Below are 22,926 nucleotides of genomic sequence, written 5' to 3'. Positions count from 1 at the left end.
CTGCATAGGTGCATAGTGGTTATGAAAAGTTTATACTGATCCTTTTTATCGAGGATTATCATGCGCCCCAGTAATCGTGAACCTAACCAATTGCGACCCATCAAAATAACCCGTCATTTTACTAATCATGCTGAAGGTTCTGTATTCGTTGAATTTGGAGACACCCGCGTTTTATGCAATGCTTCGGTCATCGATGGCGTACCAAGATTTCTAAAAGGCAAGAATCAAGGCTGGATTACTGCTGAATACAGTATGCTGCCACGTGCCACCCATAGTCGTACAGAGCGAGAAGCCACCAAAGGAAAACAGGGTGGAAGAACGCTTGAAATCCAACGACTTATAGGTCGTTCTCTCCGTGCTTGTATTGATTTAAAGGTTTTAGGCGAAAATACATTGACTATTGATTGTGATGTCATTCAGGCTGATGGCGGTACTCGCACCGCTGCAATTACGGGTGCTTGCGTTGCCATGAAAGACGCGCTGACCTGGATGGTATCGAGAGAAAAAATACGCAAAATGCCTGCGTTTAATTATATTGCAGCAGTTTCAGTAGGAATTTACCGGGGGCAGGCCGTATTAGATTTGGATTATGCTGAAGATGTATTGGCTGAAACGGATATGAACGTAGTAATGAATGAAGAAGGGCATTTTATTGAAGTGCAGGGAACAGCGGAAGATCAGAGCTTTAGTCGTGAACAACTCAATAACATGTTGTCATTAGCTGAAAGCGGTATCTTTGAGCTAATCCAGTTACAGAAGAATGCCGGAGAATTAACGGCCTAACACCAACACGTCAGTTAGATGTAAAAAATGACTTTCAACCAAGCTTGGATAAACGCTTCTATTTTTAAGTATCAAACAACTTGTCTGTCTTCTTACCGTGCTTAGGCACGGTACCGCAATGACTAATCCCGCTTCCAATTAGCCCAAACCCTCGAAGAACCTACGAAAAAAGAAATTGAAGAAGAAACTCATCTTTTATATTTAGAAAAATATAATACTGACATGTACACAACTTCCGCTAATTTTTTTATGAGTTCAAATCAGCAGCAAGGAACTGCTACCACTCATAAACATTTAAAGAGCCTTGCTTCGTGAAGTTTTCATAGGAGAAAATAACCTCTCTTTACGCGAATCAAGTTATCGAGTATCAGGCAAGTCAAATATCACCTTGTTCGTTGCCATCTTATAAGCCACTTGCGCCGTAATCCAACCTTTGTTCAGAAGTTGCATTAAATGCTGATCAAAGGTTTGCATTCCTTGCGCTTGTCCTGTCTGGATAACAGAGTACATCTGGGCAATTTTATCTTCGCGAATCAGATTACGTATCGCAGGATTACAAAACATTAACTCACACACAGGAATTCGCCCCCCTTCTCTTTTTTTCACTAACCGTTGTGCTATTACAGCCTGTAGGGACTCGGAGAGTAGCGAACGAATCGTTGCTTTTTCTTCGCCCGAAAACACGTCAATAATCCGATGAATTGTTTTTGTCGCTGAATTGGTATGCAAGGTTGCTAACACCAAATGTCCTGTTTCAGCAGCCGTCATAGCCAGACGAATCGTATCTTTATCGCGTAATTCGCCTATTAAAATTACATCAGGATCTTCACGTAAAGCCGATCGTAATGCCTTACTGAAACACGGACTATGCTGATAAATTTCCCGTTGCGTAATTAAACAATTTTTAGACGAATGGACAAATTCGACAGGATCTTCTATGGTGAGAATATGTTGCTGACGGTTATCATTGATATAATCAATAATTGCTGCAAGTGTTGTGCTCTTGCCTGAACCAGTAGGGCCAGTCACTAAAACCAAACCGTGCGTATAAGAAGCAATTTCCGTGATATGAGCAGGTAAATTCAATTCATTCAAGCATGGAATGTTTGGAGAGATAATCCGAAAAACTACATTTACACCACGAGTCTGCATAAACATATGGACTCTAAAACGTGCCAGATTGCTTATTTCAAAGGAAAAATCAGTTTCTAACTGCTCCTCAAAATCTTTCCACTGCTTATCAGTCATCAACTCGTGCATCATTTTAATGATATCGTCATGAGATAAAACAGCTTGTTCAAGTTTACGCAAATCACCCTCTACACGAATCATAGGCGCTAAACCAGCTGATAAATGCACATCGGAGGCTCGTCTTTCTACGGCAAAAACTAATAATTTGGCAACAATCATCTTAATTCCCTGCTTAATCCAAATCCAGATTACCTGAAAGCCTATTTTCTTTCTACCCGTTAATTGATATCTTGCACCGTTTAAATAATAAAAGAGGACATCATGACCATTGCCGCAAGGGTGTCTGCTATTGAAAAACTTATCCTGGCCACCGCAAATCGTTATCAACGTTCACCTGAGAGCATTGAGCTTATGGCAGTGAGTAAAGGACAACCCATCAGTGCAATTGAAGCGGCTTTTACCGCAGGAGTAACCCACTTTGGCGAAAATTATTGGCAAGAAGCGCAACCTAAACTGATTGCTTTAAGGCACTTGCCTCTTTCCTGGCATTTTATTGGTCTGATTCAAAGTAATAAAACACAGGAAATAGCCAAAGAATTTAATTGGGTTCATAGCGTTTCACGGGAAAAAACAGCCAGACTTCTTGCTCAATACCGACCTCCACATTTACCGCCTCTGAATATTTGCCTCCAGGTGAATCTGGATAGTGAGGAAAATAAAACAGGCGTTTCACCTGAAGAGATTAGTCCACTTGCCTTGGCAGTTAGCCAATTACCGTCTCTGAAATTAAAAGGTTTAATGGCTATTCCCAAACCCCGATCAGATGAAGAAGAACAATACAGAAGTTGGGTACGTCTGGCTAACTTACAGGATCAATTAAACAGAGAACTTCATTTATCAATGGATACTTTATCAATGGGGATGAGTAATGATTTGGTTGCAGCAATTCGTGCAGGGAGTACTATACTACGTATTGGTACAGCCATTTTTGGCGCTCGCCAAACTTGTCCAGGCATAGTACGTTAATTAAGGTTTCATGGAAATGAAAATAAGTTTTATTGGGTTTGGTAATCTGGCAAAAATTCTTGCTCAGTCTTTAGCAACTGATGATAATTATCAAATTTACGCGTCGTCTCCTTCTCTTTCTGTGGGAAAAACCAGAGAAGGAATTATTACTCATTATGACAATCTGGAAATTATTGCTGATGCCGAAATTATTATTTTAGCCGTCAAGCCTGTCAATATGTCCGCGGTATTAACACAAATTAATACAAAATTACCTGAAAATTGCTTGATTATCTCCGTTGCCGCTGGATTAACTCTGGCCTGGTTAGCTCAGCATTGTCCTAAAGAACAGGCAATCATACGTTCCATGCCCAATATTGCGATTGCTATAGGCAAAGGGGCGACCCCACTTTTTGCCAACTCCTCTGTGACACCACCTCAAAAACGATGCGCAGAACAAATTTTTAAACGCTGCGGAATTATTACCTGGGCAACACAGGAAACTGAAATGGATGTTTTTACAGCGTTATCCGGTAGCGGGCCAGCTTATATTTTTCTTTTTTTAGAGGCAATGATTGATGCGGCAAAACACTTGGGTCTTAATGAAGAAATTGCCAAAATTTTTGCCCTCCAAACGATGGATGGTGCTTTAAATCTGGCCATGAATTCCTCATTGGAATTAAGTACATTACGAAAAAAGGTGACCTCTCCTGCTGGTACAACAGCTGCGGCAATCGATATACTGCAACAACAGGGATTTGCTCAACTGATATTTAAAGCGATGAACGCTGCTACTGAACGGGCTAATCAATTAGGGCTTAGTATGTAATCATAAAAAAAACTTCAAAAATTTTGGTGAACGGTTACTTTTCATATTAACTATTAATTAAGATCCAAGAGGATATAATGTCAGGATTATTAGCAGTAAGTTATTTTTTATCCACTCTGTTTTTCAGTGTGGTCCTCTTTGTTTTATGGACACGCCTTGCCTTGCGTTACTTTAAAATAAGCGTCTTGCATCCGGTCAGTCACGCCATCTACACGTTTACAGATCCGTTGGTAAAACCTTTGGAGCGCTTCATTTCACCGCAAAAAAAACTGTCTCAGTGCTATGACTGGCCCTGTTTTGCCTTACTTATCCTGGTCGAATTATGCAAATTCGTTCTGCTAGGCTTTCTATTGTATGGAACCCTGATCCCCGTCTCTTATTTATTGTTATTCGTTTTAGCCGATCTGATTACACAACCTTGTAATTTTCTTTTTTATCTTATTTTGATTCGAGTTATCATGAGCTGGGTGAATCCACACTGGCACCATCCAGTAGCAGACGTCATAAAAATTATTACTGATCCTTTATTAATTTTGGGACGCCGCTTGATTCCTGATATTTCCGGGTTTGATTTTTCACCTTTTATCGTTATGGTTGTCTTAAAAGCCATCGCTCTTTTTATGAGTGCTTCATTGCCATTAAGGTTAGTCTGACTCGAAAGATTATTCTTCTCCTAATCGGAGCGCAGAAATCGCCTGTTTTAGCCAGGAGAATAGACACAGCAGAGGTGGTTATTTTTTACGGCAAAAGTTAGATAAAGAAGCTATACTTGGGTCAAGGCGTGATTTTTTCGAGCAAGCTTATGACTAATCGCTTGGCAGTAGCTTTAGGAATAGCTTTCATTCCTTTAAGTACCTTGGCAGGTGTGCAATCTTTTTATTGTCCCCAAAACCATGGGTATATCAACATAGGAATGACCCCGGATCAGGTCATGGCGTCTTGTGGCCAACCTTTGAGTAAACAGCTATCCAATCAGCCAGTTATGCAAAAAGTACCTGTACAGCAGCTCATCTATAATAATCAAGGTAGTCAACGTGCGTTCTACGGGGTTTGGTCAATTCCTGTGGGAGTCAGCGGTGGTGCTCAACTGGAAGTGGATGTAATCAATAATAAAGTCAGTTCGGTTCGTATTAATGGCTCCAATACCAATGCTTTTTCCATTTGCGGAGGAAACAGCATTGAGGCTGGCGACCCGGTCAGTCAAGTCTATGGTGCTTGTGGCAGCCCTTCTATAGTTAATAATACTTATATCAATCAACCTATACAAACTAATCAACGTCCCGAAGTATGGATTTATCAGCCCGGTGAGTATCAATCACCAATTAGCTTGACATTTGTTAATGGCAAATTACAATCCATCGATTAATTTAGAGAGTGGAATGCATCATGAGCGAATCAATTGATGATTTAACTATTGCTTATAGTGAAGATGGTACTGAAACAACAAAAGAGTTAGGCAAACATGTTTTATCAAAAGGAGCCTGGACTACCATTATGTTTCGCTATCAGGATTGGGATAATAGCAAGAATGATTTTGGTCCGGTAAAATATTCCATCAGACGTTATCAAAAACGAAATAATCAATATTGGATGAAATCAAAATTCAATATTTCCAGTAATGACCAGGCACAAAAAATTATTGAAGTGCTAACCCAATGGGTCGCTGAGGATAAGAATTAATGTTGAGCGTGATACAATAAGTAGCGTAAATTAAAGAATAATTTATTGCAGGCGAATTGCCCCAGGCTCTTTGAAACTTGGCTTAAAGTATTTTATACTCTTTAATTCCTTCGCTTCGGGCTAATTACTGCATGAAATACCGTTCACTGGTCCTTCTTATGGTATTTGTGATTTTTTTAGGCGGTATTTTTATTTCTCATCATAAAAAAGTCAGCACTATTTCAACAGAATCCAAAGCAATCACCGTAGAAACCGCTCCCGTGACAGAAAAAATCCTGGCAGAACAATTCGAAACACTCGGCAATCTTGCGAGTACTGATAACATTGACATCAGCTCTGAACTGGCCGGACAAATTGCAGCCATTCATTTCACCCCGGGAGCCAATGTAAAGAAAGGTACATTACTTATCCAACTTGATGATACCGTTTTGAAAAGCGAATTGGCCAGTGCGAAAGCCAATTTCATCCTCAGTGAAACCAGTTACAACCGGATGAAAGAGTTAGCCAAACGCAGCCTCGCTTCCGAGCAATCTTTAGATAGAACGCTTGCTGATTTGAAAGAAAAGCAGAATAACGTCAAGGTTAAACAGGCTCAGCTTGAAAAGTTAAGCTTACGCGCTCCCTTTTCAGGCACTTTAGGTTCAAGACATATTAGCGTCGGTCAATATGTAAAAGTAGGGCAACCCCTGGTCCGCTTGATTGCCAATCAAAAGTTGCGTGTTGAATACAATCTCCCGGAACGTTATTTGCCGCGCGTGCTGGTTAATCAAAAAGTAATCGTGCGCTCTGACGCATTTCCTCATCTGCAATTTCATGGCATTGTCAACTATATTGCTCCTGCCATTGATAAAGAAACCCGTACTATTGCTGTTGAAGCTTTAATTAATAATCCGGAACATCTATTGTCAGCAGGCTTATTCGTTCGAATAAATCATCAATTCGGAGAAAAAAAGAAACGCCTGCTTGTTCCAGAAGAAAGCCTTATTCCCACTATTAACGGGCAGAAAATTTTTGTTTTACGTGACAATAAAGCCGTCGCTGTGCGGGTTAAAACAGGCGTTCATCATGCTTCCATGACAGAAATTCGTACTGGTTTGACACGTGACGACATTGTTATCATTCGTGGCCAGCACAAACTTAAAGAAGGTAGTCGCGTTATTGATATTCATCAGGGATAGGTGCCATTGTGAATTTTCCTCAACGATGTATACAACGTCCTGTTTTCACTATTGTTCTTACCCTTATTCTGGTTATTGCAGGTCTTATTAATTTTGGCAAATTGCCACTCCGACATTTACCTAACATCGATAAACCTGCTGTTCATATCGCTACCGATTTTGATGGAGCAAGCCCGGAGTTAGTAGAAAAAGAAATTACTATTCCCATAGAAAATGTATTATCTGGTATTCCGGGACTTGATACCTTGCGTTCAACCAGCCTGCTGGGCAAGAGCCGAATTAATATTGATTTTCAATTGGGTGTTGATATTAATGAGGTCGTTAACGACATTCGCAATAAACTTTCTGCACTCCAGATAAAGTTACCTAAAGATAGCCATCCTCCTACTGTCAGTAAAAATGATGCCGATGCCAACCCTGTTGCAGTGATTGGTTTCCATGATCAATCCAGAAGCCCGTTGGAAATTACGGATTACGTGACTCGCAACATTAAACCGCTTTTACAGGAAATTAAGGGAGTGGGGGAAGTAACCTATCACGGAGGGCGAGATTACGCAGTCAAAATTGCTTTGGAACCCGTACAGATGGCAGCCCATCGCATCACCGTAGCTGAAATAAAGAAAGCACTGATCCAACAAAATATAGACATTCCAAGTGGACAAATTAAAAGCACCAATCGCTATTATACGGTAGTTACACATGCACGTTTACAAGATGCCAAACATTTTTCGGAGTTAATCGTTGCGCAACACCGTAATCGATTAATTCGTCTGGGCGAAGTTGCCCACGTTAGCGTAGGTAGCGAAAATGAAGATAATCTACTACGCATTAATGGTAAACCGGCGGTAGGACTTGCTATCCTGGCTCAATCTACAGCGAATCCGATTGAAGTAGCGGCTGCGGTTAAAAAAACACTTCTTTCGTTGGAGCAAACTTTACCACCCGGATTTCAGATTCAACTGGTTTTCGACTCAACTCGTCATATCAAACAATCCATTTCGGAAGTTTATAAGAGTTTTATTGAGGCTGTTTTATTTGTTGGTTTGGTTGTTTTCCTGTTTTTAGGAAACATCCGTGCCGCAATAATACCTATAATTACTATCCCCATTTGTCTGATAAGCACCTTTTGCCCAATGGCATGGTTTGGTTTTGAGCTTAATACGCTGACCTTGCTAGCCATGGTTCTGGCTATTGGTTTAGTGGTAGATGATGCTATCGTCGTCTTGGAAAATTGCCATCGTCATATAAAAACTGGCTTAAGTTCGAGGCAGGCCGCTATTAAAGGAACTAACGAAATTGTATTTGTTATACTGGCAATGACCATTACTCTCGCTGCTGTTTATGCACCAATGAGTTTTATCACAGGATTTACTGGCAAACTTTTTTTACAATTTGGCACCACTCTGGCCCTCAGCGTTATTATTTCTGGTTTAATTGCGTTAAGCTTATCCCCCATGATGTGCTCACGTCTGTTAAAAAACAGGGAAAATAAATACAGTCGCTGGTTAGACAAACAATTTGAAAAACTAAGTACTCAATATCAAGCCAGTCTGATAATAGCCCTGAATCATCCTCGCCATCTGGGTAGCATTCTATTCATTTTTTGTGCAATCGGTTTCTTTTGCTATTATCATCTCGGTGCAGAACTCGCGCCTGTTGAAGATCAATCCTACATTATTGGCCCTATTTCTTCGCCTACTAATTCCAGCACCGATTATACCGATCACTATGCTCGTAAACTGGAAGCTATTTATGAAAAAATTCCGGAAAAAGCGGCGTATCTAACCTCAATCAAGCCTGCTTCAGCATTTACTCTATTAAAGTTAGTTCCCTGGAATGAGCGTAAACGTACGCAAAAAGAAATAAGCAAGGAACTTTCAGAAAAGATGCAGACAATAACGGGGGTCAGTGTTTTTCCGGTAAATCCCAATCCGTTCGGGCGCCGAGGCGGAGCAAACAGTCAATTCGCCGTTTCTCTTCTGGGGAATAGTTCCTATTTACGTTTAAATGATATAAGCAGTGAAATAGTTAAGACCTTGGCAGACGATCCGCGCTTAAGGCATGTCAAAAACAATTTGGCACTTGATAGCGAGCAAATTGATATCGAAATTGACCGTCAGCTTGCCGCTGATTTGGACATCAATCTGGCCGATGTCGCCGAATTATTATCAACCATGTTAGGCGGTAGCAATCCTGTCAATTTTAATTATGACGGCCAATCCTACAAGGTAATTCTTCAATTACAACAGGCGGAACGGCGTGACATCTCGGTTTTAAATAAACTGTATGTACAAAGCAGACGAGGTCGAATGATCCCTTTATCCACTCTTATTCGGATTCATAATACTATAGGCCCGGACAGTCTGCCTCACTTAAACCGCTTACGTGCAGCGACCATTACCGCGGAACCCGTAACAGGAACTCACCTCAATGAGGTTATCAAAGATATACAAACTTTACTAAAAGAGCGATTACCGGATGACATTCAATACCAATTTATTGGGGTAGCTAAAGATTACATTGAATCATCAAATCATAGCCTCTATGCGTTCCTGTTAGCCTTGTTATTTATTTATCTGGTATTGGCAGCTCAATTTGAAAGTTTCATTGATCCCTTTATTGTCTTATTTAGTGTGCCTCTATCTTTAGTGGGTGCCGTCATAACCCTCTTTTTATTTGGAGAAAATTTATCCATTTATACTAACATTGGCATTGTTACACTCATTGGTCTTATTACAAAACACGGTATTATGATTACTGAATTTGCCAATCAACAACTTCACTATGGCAAAAGCAAACAGACTGCTATTATTGAAAGCGCAAAAATTCGTTTGCGACCAATTCTAATGACTACCCTGGCAATGATTCTCGGTTCATTACCACTGGCACTTGCTTCAGGTGCAGGCAGTGAAAGCAGACAACAGTTAGGATTAGTCATTATTGGCGGTATGTCAGTAGGTACCTTATTTTCCTTGTACATTGTACCCTTGGCCTATCTTTTAATCTCAAGACGAAAAGTTAGGGTTAATGATTTAATTCTGAAAAAAGTAGACGCTTATGATTCTGACATCACTGACCAATTTATCGAATCAAAATGATGGAGTAAGTAGCCATTAATTGATTATTTAATAATAAATTAATTAAATACTTGCTCATCAAATGTCAAACTTAATTAACCTCAGCCCGATGTAAGCAATTTAATTTGCTCGATTTTTATATGTAACCTCAAAAAAAATATGAAAAAGAAAATAAGACTGCTTTTGACAAATTCTTTTTGGCTCAGAAAAATCTAATTGAAACGGGCATTGAGCAGCTTAAATCCATTTGCCATATTGAGCATTCACGACATCATAGCCCTCTTAATTTTTTAGTCAATCTGATTGGTGGGCTTGCTGCTTATGCTATTAAGCCTCGAAAACCCTCCATAAAAACAACTAAATTAAATAGTGCGCTTATCCATAACTGACGTGTAACCCCAAATAGAAGGCTCCGATATTGGTTACTGGCATACTGAGAGCCTCGGTCAGAATGCACAATCAAACCTGCTTCTGGTCTTCTGCGCCATGTCGCCATGGTCAACGCATTGCAAACAACATCGGCTTTCATTCTGGAACTCATATCCCAGCCAACCACTTTTCGGGAAAACAAATCAATCATAACTGTCAGATATAACCAGCCCTCATGTGTCCATGATATAAGTGATATCGGAAACATAGGCACGATCAGGTTCGGTCACTTGAAACTGTCGGTTTAAAACGTTTTCAAAAACAGGTTTTTTATTGTATCCCTATTTAATTTCTACTGCAGGATACTCTTCAATGTAACTTTTACCAGTAACACCATAATAAATAACTTTTCGCCCTGAAAAATTGATATCATAACCAACGACACCAGCGTGCCATGCAGAAATTAAAAATTCTTGGAAAGTACTTCTACCCTCTTGATCATCTCGAATGGCCTTTATCAATGCATCGCGATTAAACTCTGGAAATTCAAATGACCCTGTAAATAAAGGAGTTCCTTGTTGAACTACCACACCTTCATTAAATGTATAAACTGATTGGCATGAAGGTAGTATCCAACGATTCATAATAACGCCAGATTGGCGAAGTGCTTCTGCTAGAAATGGAAAACCTTTAACTTCTGGTCGGATAGACATAGCATATTTCTGAGTTTCATTTAATTTTTCTACTAACTTTGACATAGATTTCTCCTTATTGATTATTCAGTAGGGTTCTTATTGAATTTATGGTGAGCAGTTAACTTTTTTAGTATTTTAATAAGGCAAGTTTTTTCATTCTCGGAAAGAACCCCAAAAAACAATTTGTCATTTTCATCAGCCGAATTAGCAAGACTCGGTATAAGATTAATTGCTTTAGAAGTTAATCTAATCTCTTGAAATCGACCATCATTTGAAGATTCAGTTCGAGTAACTAAATTTTTATTCAAAAGACGAACAATTAATTTAGAAACAGCACCACGAGTTAGTCCTACTATTTCTGCGATGTCACTTGGTGAAGTGGGTTTTTGCATACTATACATTTCACGCATAATGACCCACTCTGCAACAGTGACATCTAATTTACTCAGCTTTTTTGCAAACGCTTGAGAAACTTCATTTGAAACAACTCGCAGGTGATAACCGATATGGCTCTTTAAAGTGCTGACAGTTCTTTTTACCATTACTTACTTTGTTAAATTAAATTAGTTTACTAGGAAACTATTTCTTTGTAAATTATACATTGACAAGAATTAGTATCATAAAAACATTTAATGTAGAAAAAATCTTATCTTAAATTTTCATTTTTTATCCGGCACAAAGAAATATTGCTAATGGTGTTGAATCTGAGATTAAAAATGCATATCGATAGAAGATTTAAACTTATCCTCGGATGCCATTTTTTCAATGTTAGGGAATAAGGTTGATTTCAATTTAAAAAAACGATGTTCTGCTTTTTTGATTAAAATATTATCTTTATTATGATTTCCTTGCTTGACTGAGATATCACTTTTATCTTGATCCGAAAGCAAGCACGCTTCGTTTTTTGCAACATGTTCATAATAATGAGAAACTTCTTTCATTGTCATACCCTTGAAAAGATCAAAAACAGGACCGGCTAAAACTTGTGCCGTAATGATGCTTTCATAAGAAAGTGGTTCAGATGAAAGAGAGCGCATTGCATTTTGAAATTTTTCAATACTTTTATACCATATATTGCGTAAATAACCTCTCAGATGGGGATTTGTTGCATCACACAATAATGCACTATTTAATAAATGAGGTGAACCGAAATCATAATAATAGATTGGCGGGGTAGGAAAATAGTCAATTAAAGCAGGCCAGACTGAACTATTATCCTTTTTAACTTTAACCTCAATAACTGCTTTTAAAACATCAAGCAAAGTTAAATTTCCTTTAAACCAAAGAAGGCCAGTTTCTAATGCACGCGATAAGATATACCATTGAAAATAATGAGATTGGCCATGAACTAAAGCATTTCCTACTAAAAATTGCTCTTTAAATAATGCACCACTCTTTACCAGTTCATCAGCCACTTTCGAATCAACGAATCCTGCAAAATAGTACAATGTTTCTTGAGTATCAATACCAAATTTATTTAGTTGCGTTCGCATCAAATAATGCAACAGCCCTTGGCAATCAATTTTTTTTAAATCATCTTTTGGCTCAGCGGGAAAAGGAATATTAGAAGCCACAAAAAAATTGTCAGAATCTATTTTAGAAAAGTTATGATTAAAATGATGCTGATATTCTTTAATTTGGTTATCTAAATCGCTCAAAAGATTAATACAAGTTCGAGGTTGTGCTAATAATAAAGCAATTTTTAAAAAAGCATCCTTGAGAGCCATTTGCAATTCTTCCGTTGTTTCAACGGGGAAACTAAAAGAAGTAATAGCATTCCATTCAACGGATTTGACGATGCTCAGCTCAAAGCGGTTCTCTAAAGGACAAATTGATTTTTGAAATAATTTATCAATGTAAGATGAAAGCAAATTCGCTAATTTAAATCGTCTGCTGTTGATACAAAATAAAAATAAACCCTCGAACTGATTTTTAGTGAACAAACTATTATTTTTTTCCACATAACTAACTAAATCAACGTCGTTACCCGATAATATAATATCAAATAATTCTGCAGTTCCTTGATGCTTGCTGAATAATACTCTTATTAAATCAATATTTTCACAGAAATGTAATGATTTTTTTATTGGATTTACTTGGTTAAATCGGATGTAAGGATCCGCGCCATGCTCAATGAGCAATTTGGCAAAATCCAACTGATTATTAGCCACTGCATAGTACAATGCGGTTTCATTTGAATCAGTTGCCACATCAATAGCAACCCCATTTTCAATCAGAATTTCACCTATTTTCACCAATCCAAGCCCGCTGGCAAGGTGAAATGCGGTTCTTCCTTCGCTTATTTTTAAATGAAGAAGCTCTTTATCTTGATTTAAAAGTTTCCTCACTAAATTAATACGATTTAATATGACGGCATGATATAATAAAATACTCTTGTTATTTTTTGCGTTAATATTTTTTCCTGCGTCGAGAAATAGATCAATCATAGACGTATCATTAACTGCATCATCGAACCGATAAACCGCAAGGTACAGCGAGGTAAGTCCAAACTTATTTTTAGCTTCTGAAAAAGGATTTCTTTTTAAAATTGCTTGTACGGCACTTACATTCCTAAAACTAACAGCAAAATGTAACAACGTATGGCCATTCTCATCAGTAGAGTCACAAATTTTTGGAACAAGACTCATTAATGCATCAAGATCTTCTGACGAATTTCCCGAAATAATATTGAAACCCACCCTAAAAAAATAGGCTATTTCGTCCAATGTGTATTCATCTCTATTGAATTTAATTAAATTTTTATTTAAGGGAAACAAATTATTTTTACAAGACAAAATTACGTGTGCTACATTAAATTGATCATTATTAAATGCAAACAAATAAAATACTTCCAATTGAAATTGGGTAAATCGAGAAGCATTATTTTTTAAATATGATGACAGTTTGTTACGGTCATTAGCCAATACAATATCGAATAACTCCTTTGTGGCAGAATTTCCACTAAAAAGCAGCTTAAACATGTGAGTATCTTTGCAATCAAACAGAGCCACCTCTAAAGGGGAAATTTTTTTTGAAGTAGCATGAGAAGGATCTGCCCCCATTTTTATCATAGCAGCTACAGCTTCAAAATTTTTTTCACCGCATGCATAAAATAATGCTGTTTGGCCGTGCTCATCTTCATTTTCCAGATCTGGAGTAAACGTTAATAACATCCTTATGAAATTATCTGTTGTTTTCTCCGGTTTGCTTGCAGTCAGCGCCAATTGTAATGCCGTTCGCTTGTGCTCATCTAATGCGTTAATTAAAATGCCATGCTTGAGAAGAATTTCCCCTAATTCAGCACAATCGTATATGGCAGCAACATGAAGCGCAGTATATTTCTGGATATTTGTAGCATTAATGACAATATCTTTACGAGAAAGTAATAACCTAACAACATCAGTTTGCTTTCGGTATACAGCCAAATGTAACGGAGTAGTACCTGAAACATCTTTAGTATTAACATCGGCTCCAGCATCAATCAATAATTTGATGGTATCTAGGTATTTTTCGTTTTTGGTAGCAAGAATAGCTTCACAAAGCGGTGTAAAGCCTTTTTTATTTTTAATTTCTAAGGAAATTTTTTTCGTCAATAGCAAATAAATTGCTTCTAAATTATTAGAACCTGCCGCAATGTGTAAGAGATTATCCCCTAAATCATCTTGAAAACTAAAAACTTCTGGAGCTCCATTAATTAATTCTGTTAAATCTCCAGATGATACCCCACTAATAATGTCACACAATTGAACAAATATTTCTGATAGAGCTTTCATGCGTCCAAGTTTCCTGTAAAAATAAGTCGTTTATTGTACAACCGAAGAACAAGTATTGTCTAGAGTTTGATCAAAATTATCCAAGAAGCAGGGGTAAATCCAACTGCTATATCTTTATGCCAAGTTCCTGATAAGAAGTGAGTTTGAGATAATTTGTTCGAGTACTATCGATAAATGTTCTGGCGTTCTAAACCTACATTTTGTTCATCAAATGCTCAACCGCGACGCTTATAATTTTTGACATTAACGACCAATATTTAACCATGTTTTACAACAGGTCGATACATCATCTAGCTCGAAGTATACTTTAGCCTTGAATAAAATGACAAACGAACAAAAAATAACCTTTTTGACTACAAGAATTACAACCAATACTGGTCATAATGACATTAACATGATACGTTTGGTTGTTAATAACAAACTATGTAAAAGGAGTTTACATGATAGCAATTAATTCTCTCGATCAAGATTTAATTCAAGAAATTGCACGCAGACAACAGAAAATGGAAGTACTGCTCAAATTAGCCCAATTTAAAGAAGACACCCATCTATTCGTTGATGCTCTAATGTTGTATCAGAAAGCCCGCCCTTTATCTTACTATGTGGGTAAATGCCTAAAAGTTACCGTCCAGATTGAAGAGTGCGACCTGACTAAATGGCATTGGATAAACGATAAAATTGAAGGTCTGAAATTTAAAATAGGTTACTAACTCGATTAAAATAGGGGCTTACAGTAATGATTGATTCTCGATGCGCAACATGCTGCAATATTAATATGATTAAATCATTCAACCATAAAGGCTTACAATTGTTCTTCGAAAAGGGCGTGTGTTCTGACATTCAATCAAAACATCAAAATAAGTTAAGAATGCAACTTGCAGCGCTTAACACGGCTCAATGTATCGACGATATGAATTTGCCAGGATATAACTTGCATCCACTGAAAGGACAGCGGAAAGATTGTTGGTCAATTACAGTTAATGGAAATTGGAGAGTAACTTTTACATTTGAAGATGGCGATGTCTACATCGTAAACTATGAGGATTATCACTAATGAACATGCATAACCCACCCCATCCAGGGGAATTTATTAGGGAAACCTATATCGACCCACTGAAGATTAGTCTGAGAACAGCAGCAACTAAACTTGATGTATCACCCTCTACTTTTTCACGCCTGATTAAGGGTGAATCAGATGTTTCTCCTATTATGGCACTAAAACTTTCTAAAGCATTCGGGAGATCACCCGAAAGCTGGTTACTTATGCAAGCAGAATATGAATTATGGAAAGCGAAAAGCGTAGTCGATCTCAATCGGGTCTCAGTCATTTATTCAGCAAATCATGTGTGAAAAAGTCTACTGGGTTTACATCCTGCTTTGTTGCAATCAAAGTTATTACACAGGATATACAGATAATCTGGAAAAACGGTTTCAAGAGCACATGACAGGTAAAGGCAGTAAATATACGAGAAGCTTCAAACCCATTTCAATTGCACAAAGCTGGGAAATAAAGGGGGACAAAATAAAGGCCATGCGCATCGAACGCTACATCAAAACACTTTCTAAAGCTCAAAAAGAGGAACTTATCCAAAATCCAACATCTGAATTCTTATTTAATAGGCTATTAAATGAGTTTTGAATGTTTTGATTTAGAGATAAATTTGTAATAATTCAAGATTCATTTTATATAGCCTCATAAAATCTCTCTGACCAGTCTCAAAAACGGTCGTTTTTTGATGCTTTCTCTAAGCGTACATTTTCCACCATTGGACTCCAAACCCCATAAACAATTAACAAATATTATCCGGGTCGATTGGACGAAAGTACGGCAATGCCGTATCGTGAGAGCATGAATAAGAATAAGTTTAATAATAAATAAAAGATCAATATCGAAAAGCACGGTATTGATTTTGTCGATGCTGTTGCGATTTTCAGTGATATCAATCGCATTGAAAAAACGATTATGCATGATTCAGGGGAAGAACGTCATATTACTCTAGGTGTGTGTTTATACTCTAAGATATAAGTCCATAAGACTGATTTCAGCGCGGAGGACGAGTAAAAATGAAGAAAATATTACAAAGACCAAATCTAAAGGCAAAACTGACTCGGAAAAAGTAAAATCCATGAGTGAGGAAGAAATAGCCCTTAATGCAAGTGAGGATAACGATGCTCTTTTTCTGACGGATGCTGAGCTTTCTGGTTTTAAACGGGTAACTCCTACTCCTAGCATTGATGTTAAGAAAATCCGTAAAAACTTACACATGAGCCAAAAAGATTTTTCACAGTATTTTGGCTTTAACCTCAAAACATTACGTGATTGGGAGCAACACCGTAGAGAACCAAGTGGCGCAGCTAAAAACTTACTAAAATTATTGAGTTGGAGCCTAAAGTGGTTCAAAGGGTATTATCCACAAGGACGTTATTTGATTTTTGCGTCGGGGTGCAAATTTCGGAGCACTAAACCAATTAATGAATTCATCTCGCTCATCAGGGCTTATTGAATTAGCTCCTTGTGAACTGAATCACGTTATTTGTTTTTAAGCTTCGGCTGTAATTATGACGAAAAAAGCCGTTTTATAATAATTAAAAATATTCATAGAAATAATTTATTCAAGACAAATACTTTTGGGTTTTTACTAAAGTAAAAAAACCGCTTATTATGGAGCCTGTGGTTATGTGGTCGAGAAGCCAATGAGTGGGTAACGTTTTATTGTTATGCATGCCTTGTCCACACGTCCCGAAGGCAGAGGTTGGGCAGAAGGACTCGTCCACATATCCTCAGGCTTTTTCTGTGCGCCTTCACAAGGATTAGCTTTCTCATTAAATAGCCTTCCTTTGTTTCCCCTGAATACTCACATACCTAAATACTGATTGTAGCTTTTTCTGAGTTATTTTTGTAAATTAAATGACCCGGTGTATTAAATTTACCCTGTAATACTTTCTTTTGCTCGCAATTAAGGCAAATTGAAACTGTCATTGGGTATTTAAAACATTATTATCAGGTTTGGCACTCAAGACATCGTTCAATATTCAAGGAGAGCATATATACTCTAATTAAGCCAGCCGATATTTTCACGGCTCGACTTGGCATTGTTGCTTATTTACTAAATTGGCGACAATGCCGGGCAAGCCACGGAACATAGACACAATCCTTAAGTTGAAGCCATCATTGCATGAACACTTACAAGCTCTTTTGACCAATAAATTAATATCTATAGTGCTCCGGTTTGTAAGGACCATCTATTGCAACACCCAGATAATCAGCTTGTTCTTTAGTGAGTTGCGTTAATTTTGCACCAATTCGGGCCAAATGCAGACGGGCGACTTTTTCATCCAGCTGTTTAGGAAGAACATAAACCTGATTTTCATAAATCCGGGTCGATTGAAACAGTTCAATTTGTGCCAACACTTGATTAGTGAAAGAAGCAGACATAACAAAGCTTGGGTGACCTGTTGCACACCCGAGATTAACCAATCGCCCTTCGGCCAGAATAATAATTCGTTTGCCGTTAGGTAAAATAACATGATCAACCTGAGGTTTAATAGTTTCCCAGGAATACTGACGCAAGCTTTGAATATCAATTTCTGAATCAAAATGACCAATATTGCATAAAATCGCTTGATTACGCATGCGTAAAATATGCTCGTGAGTAACTACGTGATAATTGCCTGTTGCAGTGACAAGAATATCAACCTGTTCAGCGACATCATCCAAAGTGACTACACGATATCCTTCCATCGCAGCTTGCAAAGCACAGATAGGATCTACTTCACTGATCCACACTGTGGCTCCTTGACCACGTAATGCTTGTGCGCAGCCTTTACCGACATCACCATAACCTAGAATAAGAGCTATTTTACCAGCAATCATCACATCGGTAGCACGCTTTAAGCCATCCAATAAAGATTCCCGACAACCGTATAAATTATCAAATTTGGATTTCGTCACAGAATCGTTAACATTGATAGCAGGGATTTTTAATTGGCCCTGTTTAGCCATCTCATAAAGCCGTGCCACACCTGTTGTTGTCTCTTCGGATACTCCTCTGATATCGGCAAGCATGTGAGGGTATTTTTCATGAATAAGCTGGGTTAAATCTCCACCATCATCGAGTAATAAATCAGGCGTCCAGCCCCCAGGACCGCGGAGAGTTTGTTCAACACACCACCAGTATTCTTCTTCAGTCTCACCTTTCCAGGCAAAAACGGGTACGCCGGCCTTGGCAATAGCAGCAGCAGCGTGATCCTGGGTAGAAAAAATATTACAGGAGGACCATCTGACTTCAGCACCCAAAGCCAACAATGTCTCAATTAAAACCGCTGTTTGAATAGTCATATGCAAACAACCTGCAATACGAGCACCTTGCAATGGCTTTTGGCCTGCAAATTCTTCACGCAAAGCCATTAAACCAGGCATTTCCGTTTCGGCAATAGCAATTTCTTTCCTGCCCCAGGCGGCAAGCGACAAATCAGCGACCTTATAGTCCTGCACCTTAAAGTCGTTTGTTATAGCACTATCTATTTCTTTCATGAATTCCTCCTGTTAAAGTGCTTTGGACAACGCATCGACCTTATCCAAACGCTCCCAGGGTAAATTTTCCCGGCCATAATGCCCATACGCAGCGGTTTGCCTGTAGATAGGTCGTAATAAATCATGATGATCAATAATACCCTGGGGGGTTAAATCAAAATGGGTGGTAATTAAATCAATAATGACATGATTCGGTAATCGACCTGTACCAAATGTTTCAATGTTAATAGAAGTAGGTTCTGCCACCCCTATCGCATAAGAAACCTGAATTTCACATTTATCTGCAATACCTGCGGCCACAAGGTTTTTAGCCACATGACGAGCGGCATAAGCTGCAGAACGGTCCACTTTGGAAGGATCTTTTCCTGAAAAACACCCTCCTCCATGACGTGCCATGCCTCCATAAGTATCGACAATGATTTTTCGACCTGTTAAACCACAATCTCCCAGAGGGCCACCAATGACAAAACGACCTGTCGGATTAATAAAATAACGCGTTTCTGCTAAAAGCCATTCAGCGGGTAATATGGGTTTAATAATTTCTTCACGGACTGCTTCAGTTAAATCCTTATGACTGATATCCGGTGAATGTTGCGTAGAAAAGACGATAGTATCGACAGATACTGGCTTACCTTGTTCATAGTTAAGAGTAAGCTGGCATTTCGCATCGGGGCGGAGCCAGGTTAATTTATTTTCTTTTCTTAAAGCAGCTTGCCTCGCCATAAGGCGGTGTGCATAAGCTATAGGAGCAGGCATCAATACATCCGTCTCACGACTGGCGTAACCAAACATAAGTCCTTGATCACCCGCACCAAGAATATTAGTTTCTTTATTGTCCACACCTTGGGCAATATCAGGTGATTGCTTGCCAATTGCCGACAACACCGCACAGGAAGCCCAATCAAAGCCCATTTCAGAACTATTGTAGCCTATGTCTTTAATGACATCCCGAGTAATGGCTTCCACATCAACCCAGGCCGAGGTGGTTATTTCGCCACCTACCAGAACCATGCCCGTTTTAACAAACGTTTCACAAGCCACACGTGCTTTAGGATCTTTAGCTAAAATAGCATCTAAAATAGCATCAGAAATTTGATCCGCTATTTTATCGGGATGCCCTTCCGACACAGACTCTGATGTAAAAACATGCAAATCGCTCACTCTATATCCTCTTAAAATTGACTGTTACCCGTTCACCTAATGGCGTCATGCCAGTAGCTTAAGGGCAATTCTTTATTACCAGCGTTTCGCGGCTTTGGCCGTGGAACCCAGAGTTGGCATTTCGCGGTCACACCGCGAAACGTAGAGATTGTCCTTAAGTTGACCTCATTACTCGTTCATCTGGCGATATAAAATTTGAACTGTCATCAGGGGTAAGTAAATTGTTTCAGGCTTATACCTGTTTTTTACTATTCCTCATTAAATCAACAAATTCATTAAATATTACTTCTATATCATGCGGTCCAGGTCCCGCTTCAGGATGACCTTGAAAACCCAGCGCCGGTTTATTCTTATGTCGAATTCCCTGCAAGCTTTGATCGAATAAAGAACGGTGCGTTACCTGCAAACTATCTGGTAAAGAGGCTTCATCAATCGTGAAACCGTGATTCTGGCTGGTAATAAACAGGCGTTGGGGTTCACTAACTGCTGCAACAGGGTGGTTGCTGCCATGATGACCAAATTTCATTTTGAGCGAACGGGCACCACAAGCTAATGCAAGAATTTGAAATCCCAGACAAATACCAAAAAGAGGAACTTTAGCCTCCAGAAACGCTTGTGTTGCTTTAATTGCGTAATCACAAGCCATCGGATCGCCAGGCCCATTTGATAAAAAAACACCGTCAGGATTGAGTGCAAGAACTTCCGCTGCTGAGGTTTTTGCCGGAACCAGAGTGACGTGGCAGCCTTTATCGTAAAGAATCCGCAGGATAGTATGCTTTATACCAAAATCATAAGCCACAACGTGAAATTCCAGTGGAGCAGAGCCTTCACCCCACTGACCACGCCCCTCATGCCAGCGTTCTACCGCTTGCCGGGATACCTCATCGGCTAAATCAGTTCCTTCCATTCCTGCAAAAGAACGTGCCTTTGCCAGAGCAAGCTCCGGTTGATCCACATGAGTACTAATACAGGCTGAAATTGCGCCTTGCTCTCGTAAGCGAAGAGTTAACTGGCGAGTATCAATTCCGGCAATAGCAACAATACCCTGTTTTTTTAACCAGTTTGGAAGTGAATGCCGTGAACGATAATTACTGGGTTGTAAAGTACAATTACGCATTACTAAACCCGCAGCCCAAATACGGGAAGACTCCATATCTTCCGGATTACAACCTGTATTACCCACATGCGGAGCCGTTAAAGTAATGATCTGCCGTGCATAAGAGGGATCAGTCAACATTTCCTGATATCCTGTCATTGCCGTATTAAAAACCAGCTCCCCTACACCATCACCCTCTGCTCCCATTGAAAGACCTGGTAGAATGGTACCGTCGACAAGGACTAATATTGCTGGTTTATTGAACATACAAGGCTCTTTCAAGCTGTAGTGTAAAGCGCCATAATAAGGACTTTTTCAGACAATTTATAGCCATTTTAACTTATTTATCCTATTTGGCATGTCTGTACACTGAAATAAAGTGGCTAATTATACCGTATACTCATCAAAATTTCATGTCCTCAAAAAATTTTTTTACTCCATCGAACCAGGAGCTGGAACGTGGTGAATGATTTTTACCCGCATTTAAACTGTCTTGCAATTGTGTCAATAATTCTTTTTGTTCGCGCGATAAATTAATCGGTGTCTCTACCACAACTTTACAAAGTAAATCGCCCGTTGCATGTCCCCGTACTGATTTCATGCCTTTACCGCGTAACCGAAAGGTCTTCCCTGTCTGGGTTTCAGCAGGTATTTTCAAGGTCACTCTACCTTCTAATGTAGGGACTTCGATTGTTCCTCCCAAGGCAGCGATAATAAAACTGATAGGCACTTCACAATGTAAGTCGCTATCATGACGCTCAAAAATAGCATGTGTCTTTACATTAATCTGCACGTATAAATCCCCTGCGGGACCGCCATGCATTCCGGCTTCTCCTTCTCCGCTTAAACGAACACGATCACCATTGTCAACACCGGCAGGGATTTTAACCGTCAGTTTTTTACTTTCTCTGACTCTGCCTTGTCCATGACAATTTGAACACGGGTCGCTAATAACATTTCCCTCACCATGACAGTTAGGACAGGTTTGCTGAATCGAGAAAAAGCCTTGTTGTATACGTACTTGTCCGATGCCATTGCAGGTTTCGCAAGTTTTAGGGGTGGTGCCTTTCTTTGCTCCAGACCCTTCACAAACTTGACAGGCAGCCAGTCTTGGAACAGTGATTTCAATTTGCTTGCCAAGTGCTGCTTCTTCCAGAGTAAGACTCACATTAAATTGTAAATCAGCCCCTCGTTGGCCTCGAGATTGGCGTCCCTGACCACGTCCACCTGAAAAAATATTTTCAAAAATATCTTCGAAGACATCGCCGAAACCACCAAAACCACCACTAAAACCCCCAGCGCCCCCTCCCATGGAAGGATCAACACCCGCATGGCCAAAACGATCATACGCAGCGCGCTTTTGCTTGTCCGATAGCACACCATACGCTTTTTGTATTTCTTTAAATTTCTCTTCTGCGGCCTTATCATTAGAGTTACGATCAGGATGATACTTCATTGCTAACTTGCGATACGCTTTTTTAATTTCACCATCCTCAGCTGTACGACTAACACCGAGAATTTCGTAATAATCCTTCTGTTCCATAACTCTAATACC

At 39.1% G+C, this 22,926-nt stretch carries 21 protein-coding genes and 2 pseudogenes; 14 read left to right on the top strand and 9 right to left on the bottom strand.

Annotated elements, in window-relative coordinates:
• The first annotated feature begins 60 nt into the window (after window positions 1-60).
• On the top strand, window positions 61-783 hold the full coding sequence (gene rph, locus T345_RS0104385; RefSeq protein ID WP_028388271.1) for a ribonuclease PH: 723 nt from the start codon (window positions 61-63) through the stop codon (window positions 781-783).
• A 357-nt stretch (window positions 784-1,140) separates the two neighbouring features.
• Here the strand turns inward: rph and T345_RS0104380 are convergent, their stop codons facing one another.
• Entirely contained in the window at window positions 1,141-2,193 is a 1,053-nt protein-coding gene (locus T345_RS0104380; RefSeq protein ID WP_028388270.1) for a type IV pilus twitching motility protein PilT, read from the bottom strand.
• Window positions 2,194-2,295: 102 nt separating this feature from the next.
• Here T345_RS0104380 and T345_RS0104375 point away from each other — a divergent pair, with 102 nt between their 5' ends.
• From T345_RS0104375 to T345_RS15570, 8 genes and pseudogenes are all read left to right on the top strand, one after another.
• Entirely contained in the window at window positions 2,296-3,000 is a 705-nt protein-coding gene (locus T345_RS0104375; protein ID WP_028388269.1) for a YggS family pyridoxal phosphate-dependent enzyme, read from the top strand.
• 16 nt (window positions 3,001-3,016) lie between these two features.
• Window positions 3,017-3,808 carry a pyrroline-5-carboxylate reductase gene (gene proC, locus T345_RS0104370; protein WP_028388268.1) on the top strand — a complete coding sequence of 264 codons (792 nt, stop codon included), beginning with the start codon at window positions 3,017-3,019 and terminating at the stop codon, window positions 3,806-3,808.
• 77 nt (window positions 3,809-3,885) lie between these two features.
• Window positions 3,886-4,461 carry a YggT family protein gene (locus T345_RS0104365; protein WP_028388267.1) on the top strand — a complete coding sequence of 192 codons (576 nt, stop codon included), beginning with the start codon at window positions 3,886-3,888 and terminating at the stop codon, window positions 4,459-4,461.
• Window positions 4,462-4,610: 149 nt separating this feature from the next.
• A complete protein-coding gene (locus T345_RS0104360) occupies window positions 4,611-5,174 on the top strand; it encodes a DUF2845 domain-containing protein (protein ID WP_028388266.1) in 564 nt (187 codons plus the stop codon).
• 20 nt (window positions 5,175-5,194) lie between these two features.
• Complete coding sequence (locus T345_RS0104355; protein WP_028388265.1) at window positions 5,195-5,488, top strand: hypothetical protein; 294 nt, start codon at window positions 5,195-5,197, stop codon at window positions 5,486-5,488.
• A gap of 131 nt (window positions 5,489-5,619) precedes the next feature.
• The gene (locus T345_RS0104350; RefSeq protein WP_028388264.1) at window positions 5,620-6,666 is read left to right on the top strand and encodes an efflux RND transporter periplasmic adaptor subunit; all 1,047 of its coding nucleotides are present in this window, start codon (window positions 5,620-5,622) and stop codon (window positions 6,664-6,666) included.
• An 8-nt stretch (window positions 6,667-6,674) separates the two neighbouring features.
• On the top strand, window positions 6,675-9,764 hold the full coding sequence (locus T345_RS13565) for an efflux RND transporter permease subunit (RefSeq protein WP_051555131.1): 3,090 nt from the start codon (window positions 6,675-6,677) through the stop codon (window positions 9,762-9,764).
• Between the two features lie 143 nt (window positions 9,765-9,907).
• Window positions 9,908-10,132, top strand: a pseudogene (locus T345_RS15570) (transposase); the annotation flags it as partial.
• A gap of 14 nt (window positions 10,133-10,146) precedes the next feature.
• Here the strand turns inward: T345_RS15570 and T345_RS14745 are convergent.
• The 4 genes and pseudogenes from T345_RS14745 to T345_RS0104325 form a co-directional block, all read right to left on the bottom strand.
• Window positions 10,147-10,447, bottom strand: a pseudogene (locus tag T345_RS14745) (DDE-type integrase/transposase/recombinase); the annotation flags it as partial.
• 6 nt (window positions 10,448-10,453) lie between these two features.
• Window positions 10,454-10,870: a DUF1398 family protein gene (locus T345_RS0104335; protein ID WP_028388262.1), complete on the bottom strand. Its 417-nt coding sequence runs from the start codon at window positions 10,868-10,870 to the stop codon at window positions 10,454-10,456.
• Window positions 10,871-10,887: 17 nt separating this feature from the next.
• Window positions 10,888-11,349, bottom strand: a complete 462-nt coding sequence (locus tag T345_RS0104330) for a MarR family winged helix-turn-helix transcriptional regulator (protein ID WP_028388261.1) — start codon at window positions 11,347-11,349, stop codon at window positions 10,888-10,890.
• Window positions 11,350-11,517: 168 nt separating this feature from the next.
• A complete protein-coding gene (locus T345_RS0104325) occupies window positions 11,518-14,580 on the bottom strand; it encodes an ankyrin repeat domain-containing protein (RefSeq protein ID WP_028388260.1) in 3,063 nt (1,020 codons plus the stop codon).
• A gap of 440 nt (window positions 14,581-15,020) precedes the next feature.
• Between T345_RS0104325 and T345_RS0104320 the strand changes: the two genes are divergently transcribed.
• The 5 genes from T345_RS0104320 to T345_RS15300 all read left to right on the top strand — a co-directional run bounded on the left by T345_RS0104320 (window position 15,021) and on the right by T345_RS15300 (window position 17,084).
• A complete protein-coding gene (locus T345_RS0104320) occupies window positions 15,021-15,290 on the top strand; it encodes a hypothetical protein (RefSeq protein WP_028388259.1) in 270 nt (89 codons plus the stop codon).
• A gap of 26 nt (window positions 15,291-15,316) precedes the next feature.
• Window positions 15,317-15,634 (top strand): type II toxin-antitoxin system RelE/ParE family toxin, encoded by a 318-nt coding sequence (locus T345_RS0104315; protein WP_345940156.1) that lies wholly within the window; start codon window positions 15,317-15,319, stop codon window positions 15,632-15,634.
• A complete protein-coding gene (locus T345_RS0104310) occupies window positions 15,634-15,930 on the top strand; it encodes a HigA family addiction module antitoxin (RefSeq protein ID WP_028388257.1) in 297 nt (98 codons plus the stop codon). Before T345_RS0104315 ends, T345_RS0104310 begins: the two co-directional genes overlap by 1 nt.
• Entirely contained in the window at window positions 15,923-16,219 is a 297-nt protein-coding gene (locus tag T345_RS0104305; protein WP_028388256.1) for a GIY-YIG nuclease family protein, read from the top strand. Before T345_RS0104310 ends, T345_RS0104305 begins: the two co-directional genes overlap by 8 nt.
• Before the next feature lie 487 nt (window positions 16,220-16,706).
• Window positions 16,707-17,084: a helix-turn-helix domain-containing protein gene (locus T345_RS15300; RefSeq protein WP_207385047.1), complete on the top strand. Its 378-nt coding sequence runs from the start codon at window positions 16,707-16,709 to the stop codon at window positions 17,082-17,084.
• A gap of 704 nt (window positions 17,085-17,788) precedes the next feature.
• Here the strand turns inward: T345_RS15300 and ahcY are convergent.
• From ahcY to dnaJ, 4 genes are all read right to left on the bottom strand, one after another.
• Window positions 17,789-19,114, bottom strand: a complete 1,326-nt coding sequence (ahcY, locus tag T345_RS0104290) for an adenosylhomocysteinase (RefSeq protein ID WP_028388254.1) — start codon at window positions 19,112-19,114, stop codon at window positions 17,789-17,791.
• Between the two features lie 12 nt (window positions 19,115-19,126).
• A complete protein-coding gene (gene metK, locus T345_RS0104285) occupies window positions 19,127-20,275 on the bottom strand; it encodes a methionine adenosyltransferase (RefSeq protein ID WP_028388253.1) in 1,149 nt (382 codons plus the stop codon).
• Window positions 20,276-20,507: 232 nt separating this feature from the next.
• Window positions 20,508-21,638, bottom strand: a complete 1,131-nt coding sequence (gene carA, locus T345_RS0104280) for a glutamine-hydrolyzing carbamoyl-phosphate synthase small subunit (protein WP_028388252.1) — start codon at window positions 21,636-21,638, stop codon at window positions 20,508-20,510.
• A gap of 136 nt (window positions 21,639-21,774) precedes the next feature.
• Window positions 21,775-22,914 (bottom strand): molecular chaperone DnaJ, encoded by a 1,140-nt coding sequence (dnaJ, locus tag T345_RS0104275; protein ID WP_028388251.1) that lies wholly within the window; start codon window positions 22,912-22,914, stop codon window positions 21,775-21,777.
• Window positions 22,915-22,926: the final 12 nt, after the last annotated feature.

Origin of the sequence: Legionella fairfieldensis ATCC 49588 (genome assembly GCF_000621525.1) — a bacterium.
Classification (GTDB): Bacteria; Pseudomonadota; Gammaproteobacteria; order Legionellales; family Legionellaceae; genus Tatlockia; species Tatlockia fairfieldensis.
The sequence above is the reverse complement of the archived record's forward strand: the minus strand, read 5'-3'. Positions and strand labels throughout refer to the sequence as shown.